4 protein-coding genes are annotated in these 5,261 nt (G+C 32.0%); all 4 read right to left on the reverse strand.

All coding sequences use genetic code 11. From position 1 onward, the window contains the following. Positions 1-56 precede the first annotated feature (56 nt). Positions 57-698, reverse strand: coding sequence for a potassium channel family protein (locus L8T90_RS07715; RefSeq protein ID WP_263664328.1), 642 nt, complete (start codon positions 696-698; stop codon positions 57-59). Then, positions 695-2,038, reverse strand: a complete 1,344-nt coding sequence (locus L8T90_RS07720) for a TrkH family potassium uptake protein (RefSeq protein ID WP_263664327.1) — start codon at positions 2,036-2,038, stop codon at positions 695-697. The genes L8T90_RS07715 and L8T90_RS07720 overlap by 4 nt, the downstream gene beginning before the upstream one ends. A gap of 93 nt (positions 2,039-2,131) precedes the next feature. Then, on the reverse strand, positions 2,132-3,466 hold the full coding sequence (locus L8T90_RS07725) for an anaerobic C4-dicarboxylate transporter (RefSeq protein ID WP_263664326.1): 1,335 nt from the start codon (positions 3,464-3,466) through the stop codon (positions 2,132-2,134). Between the two features lie 18 nt (positions 3,467-3,484). Then, positions 3,485-4,897 carry an aspartate ammonia-lyase gene (locus L8T90_RS07730; RefSeq protein WP_263664325.1) on the reverse strand — a complete coding sequence of 471 codons (1,413 nt, stop codon included), beginning with the start codon at positions 4,895-4,897 and terminating at the stop codon, positions 3,485-3,487. Between the last annotated feature and the right edge of the window lie 364 nt (positions 4,898-5,261).

The raw sequence follows: 5,261 nt of genomic DNA on the forward strand, positions 1-5,261 counted from the left end.
AATGAAGGGTGGTTTAAGTGTAAATTTAAAGCTTAAAAATAAGCTTTAAATTTTTATTAATATTCATATTGATTTAATTCTTCTTGAGTGCCAAGTAGCATTAGTATATCATTCAAATAAGCAGTAGTTTCTAAATTTGGCATAATACTCCAAGTATCATGCTGTTTGTGCGCAATGACTTTTAAGTTTTGACCAATAGATTGCAAAGTTTTTCCTGCTAAGTTTTCATCTACTAAAAGTTTTGCTACTTTGATAGTATTGGCTGAAAGATCTATGATCTCAAAATTTGGATTAGTGATAAGAATTTTAGCCAAACGCTTTGCTGATTCTTTTTCAGGATAGATGACTTTATTAACCCCAAGTTTTGAAAGAATTTGCCCGTGTGTAGAAGAGTTTGCCTTGGCAATGATGTTTTTTACTCCTATTTCTTTTAAAGCCATGAAAGTGAGTATGCTTGATTCTAAATTTTCACCTATGCTAAGTATAACAACATCTGCATTTGCATAACCTGCTTCTTTTAAAGCTATAGTATGAGTAGAATCTAAAATATAAGCAAAATCTGCATGATCTTGTAATTCCTTGACCGCTTCTTCATCAATATCAGAAACAATAACTCTCTTACCTTGATCAATAAGCTCTTTTGCTAAAACTGAACCAAACCTTCCAAGTCCTATAATGCCATAAGTTTCTTTTTTCATAATATTATCTTTCCTTTTGGATAATTCAAATATTTTTCTTTTTCTTTGAAAAATATACTAAATAAAAATGCAAGCACACCCACTCTACCGCTAAGCATTAACAATATGATAAGTAATTTACTTTCAGAGTTAAAAAGCGCACTAAGCGATAAAGTCCCACCATCTCCTACTGAAACTCCTACTGTGGCAAACGCTGAACTTGTTTCAAAAAGCAAGGGTAAAAAGCTTTTATCATCTTCAATTAAGGATAAAATTAACACACAAGTGATGATATATACAATAGAACTTACTGCTATAATAAAAGCTTTATTGATAGTTTCTGTAGGAATTTCAAAGTTGAAAATTCTTGCATTACTATCTTTGATGCTCCAATAAGCATAGATTAACAATACAGCAATTGTAGTTACCTTAATACCTCCAGCTGTTCCACCAGGTGCACCACCTACAATCATAAATAAAGATCCAAAAAACAAGCTTGCATCTTTAAAAGTACTAAGATCAAGAGTATTAAACCCTGCTGTTCGGTAATTTACCGCTGTAAAATATGCACTCATAATTTTATCAAAAAGTGAAAATTCTCCTATGCTTTTTGGATTATGGTATTCAAATAAAAAGACTACTAAACTTGCAAAAAGAATCAATATAACAGTAGAAATTAAAACAAGTTTTGTATGTAAACTTAAGCTTGCAAAACGCTTTTTAGAAAAAAAGTATAGTTCTAATAATACAAAATACCCCAAACCTCCAATGATAATTAAAGAGGTGATAACAAAATTAATCCAAAAATCATCTCTATAAGGCATTAGGCCACTTTCAAATATACTAAATCCTGCATTATTAAAAGCAGAAATAGAGTGAAAAACACTAGCCCATAGAGCTTCACTTAAATTCATATCAAGCTTAAATCTTAAAAATAACAATAAAGCACCTAAAAGCTCAATAGCAAATACAAAAAATAAAACCTTTTTTAAAAATCCTACAAGGCCATCGGCTTCAGGATAGATCAAAGATTCTCTTAAAAGATTTTTTTCTCCAAAACTCATCTTTTTGCGTACTAAAATATATAAAGCCATAGCTATACTCATATAACCTAAGCCACCTATTTGAATAAGCAATAAAATAACAAGTTGTCCATAAAAGCTAAAATCTAATGAGGTGTTTAATACAATAAGTCCTGTCATGCTTACAGCTGAAGCACTGGTAAAAAATGCATCTAGAAAAGATATGGGCTTAGTGTGCATAATAGGAAGCATTAGAATAAAGGTGCCAAAAAGTGCAACTAGGATATAACCTATAAATAAAATTCTTATATTTTTTCTATCTAAAGTTAATTTTGTCATTTTTGATTCTTTAAAATTAAAAAAACATTCTACTTAAAATTGGTTAATAAGTAAAAAGAGAACTTTCCACATTTTAAGTGGAAAGTTGAAGTATTAAAGCATTCCTACTGCTAAGAAACCTAGAGCAACAGCTATAACTATAGCTAATACACCAGGGATAAAGAATGCGTGGTTAAATATGAATTTTCCTATTCTTGTTGTGCCTGTGTCATCCATTTGAACTGCACCTAATAAAGTAGGGTAAGTTGGAAGAACGAAAAGTGCTGAAACAGCAGCAAAACAAGCAACTAGCATATAAGAATCCGCAGGATTTGTAGCTGAAATTCCTAATGCAGCAATGATAACTGGAACAATAGCTTTTGCAGTAGCTGCTTGAGAGTATAAAAGCATACTAGCAAAGAAGAATGCAACTGCAAGCATAGCTGGAGTTTGTTTAACCCATTCACCTGCTACTTCTTTAATACCTGCCTCATGACCTGCAACGAAAGTATTTCCAAGCCAAGCAACACCAAATACACATACACAAGCTGTCATACCTGATTTAAATACACTTGTATCTAAAATTTTTGCAGGTTCAACTTTACAAAAGATTGTGATTAAAGTTGCAGCTGTTAATAAGAAACTCATAATTGCAGCATCTCTTGGAATAACTACTGGATCAATCCATTTGATATTATTAGAAATTGCTGTAGCATAAAGAACAACCGCTAATACTGTGAATAAGAAAATAGCAACTGAAAGTTTTGCACCTGGTTTGTCTTCGCTTTGTAAAACATCAGAAGCGCTTTTTACAAGACCAGCTTTTAAGCGTTCTTGATATACAGGGTCTTTGCTAAGATCCATTGGAGTGATTAAGCTTACAATGAAAGCTGTAATCATACAAGCAGCAAAAGTAGTTACAATCCAAATACCAATTAATGCAGGGTAATTCCAACCAAGTGGTTCTAATACGCCAGTCATATAAACAACAGCAGCACTAACTGGAGAAGCTGTAATACCAATTTGTGAAGCAACAACCATTAATGAAAGTGGAGCTGATGGTTTGATATTTTGTGATTTTGCAACATCAATAACAACAGGCATTAATGAAAATACCGCATTACCAGTACCTGCTAAAATAGTAAGTAACCAACCGCAAGCTGGCGCAAGGTAATTGATAAATCTTGGATGTTTACGTAAAATTCTTTCGGTAACTTTTACCATATAATCCAAACCACCTGCTTGTTGCATAGCAGAAATCGCAGCAATTGCTGCAGCAATGATTAAGATAACATCCCAAGGAATATTACCTGGTTTCATACCTAAAACAAGACCTAAAATAACAACACCCAAACCTCCGGCATAGCCTATTGCTATGCCACCGAGGCGGATACCTATGAATATTGCCCCAAGAAAGACAACAAGTTGTAAAATAATCATAATATCCATGATTAAACTCCTAAGTTATTAAGCTTTTCTTTTCTCTGTCATATGAGGATTTAACATATTTTCTGGTGTTAAAATTCTTTCAATTTCTTCTTTTGGAAGATATCCTCTTTCAAGACAAATATCGCCAACTGCTTTACCAGTTTCTAAAGCCTCTTTAGCAATACTTGCAGATTTTTCATATCCTAAAACAGGATTAAATGCTGTAACAATACCGATTGAGTTAAGTACAGATTGTTTGCATGCTTCAGGATTTGCTGTTAAGCCTCTTACAGCTTTTTCAGCTAGAGATTTCATTGCATTTTCAAGTAATACTATAGAGTTAAATAATCCATAAGCAATACCTGGTTCAAATGCATTAAGTTCAAATTCTCCTCTTTCAGAGCAAAGCATAATAGTAACATCATTTCCTATAACTTCATAGCAAGCTTCACCTACTGCTTCACAAATTACTGGATTTACTTTACCTGGCATGATAGAGCTACCTGGTTGCATTTTTGGTAGATTAATTTCACCTAAACCACATCTTGGGCCTGAATTCATTAATCTTAAGTCGTTTGCAATTTTAGATAATCTCACTGCTGCAGTTTTTAACGCGCCACTTACATGTACAAAGTCAGCTGTATCTTGAGTAGCAGCGATAAAATCTTCAGCTGGTTTAAATTCAACACCAGTAATTTCTTTTAATTTTTTCTCAACCACAAATTTGTAATCAGGGTGGCAGTTAATTCCTGTACCAATAGCTGTTGCACCAAGATTTAAATAACTCATTGACTCACGAGCTGCTGTGATTTTTTCAATATCACTTTTAATATAGCTAGCAAAAGCGTTGAAAGTATTTCCTAAAGTAGTAGGAACTGCATCTTCAAGCTCTGTTCTACCCATTTTAATGATATCTTTGTATTCTTTAGCTTTAGCTTCTAATTCAGTTTTTAAAAGTTCCATAGCTTTTAAAAGATCAGTAAGTTTTGCATAGGTAGCTACTTTAATTGAACTTGGATAAGTATCATTTGTAGATTGACCTAAGTTTGTATGATCATTTGGATGAAGATATTGGTACTCACCTTTTTTGTGTCCCATACTTTCAAGAGCGATATTAGTGATAACTTCGTTGGTGTTCATGTTTGTACTAGTACCAGCACCACCTTGGATCATATCTACTACGAATTGATCTAAAAATTCACCAGCAATCAATCTATCGCAAGCTTTAGCAATAGCATCAGCTTTGTCAGCATCAAGAACTCCAACTTCTTTGTTAGCAAGAGCAGCTGCTTTTTTAACTTGAGCGAAAGCTTTTACAAAATAAGGATAATCTTGTAATCTTCTGCCACTCATATGGAAGTTTTCTAGTGCTCTAAAAGTTTGCACTCCATAATAAACCTCGTCAGAAATTTCCAACTCGCCAATAAAGTCGTGTTCTTTTCTTGTTCCCATGATGTACTCCTTGTGGGTTTTATTTAAGTTTTGTTTATAAACTTAATGAGTATTATATAACAATTTTTTATAAAAGTTTCATAAATTTTTCTGAATTTATCAAAAATCAATAAAAATATATAAAATAAATTAGAATATTGATATTCATTTTATAAATATAGTGCTTTTTTGGTAGGTATTTGATGTTTGTAGTGTTTATTATTGCTTTTCTTATTTATTTTTTAAAAATTTATATTTACTTTTTGTATAATTTTAAAATTCCACAAAAGACAAAAAGATTTATAAAATTGATAAATTAAATTTGAAGAAATTAAATTTGAAAGTCTTACTAAGCTAATTAGCTTAGTAATTAATCAGTATTTAT

This window comes from Campylobacter sp. RKI_CA19_01121 (assembly GCF_025771295.1).
GTDB lineage: Bacteria > Campylobacterota > Campylobacteria > Campylobacterales > Campylobacteraceae > Campylobacter_D.

Excerpts from the sequence above, each read along its gene's own strand:
- L8T90_RS07730 (WP_263664325.1), bottom strand. The coding sequence starts at position 4,897 with ATGGGAACAAGAAAAGAACACGACTTTATTGGCGAGTTGGAAATTTCT.
- L8T90_RS07720 (WP_263664327.1), bottom strand. The coding sequence starts at position 2,038 with ATGACAAAATTAACTTTAGATAGAAAAAATATAAGAATTTTATTTATA.
- L8T90_RS07725 (WP_263664326.1), bottom strand. The coding sequence starts at position 3,466 with ATGGATATTATGATTATTTTACAACTTGTTGTCTTTCTTGGGGCAATA.
- L8T90_RS07715 (WP_263664328.1), bottom strand. The coding sequence starts at position 698 with ATGAAAAAAGAAACTTATGGCATTATAGGACTTGGAAGGTTTGGTTCA.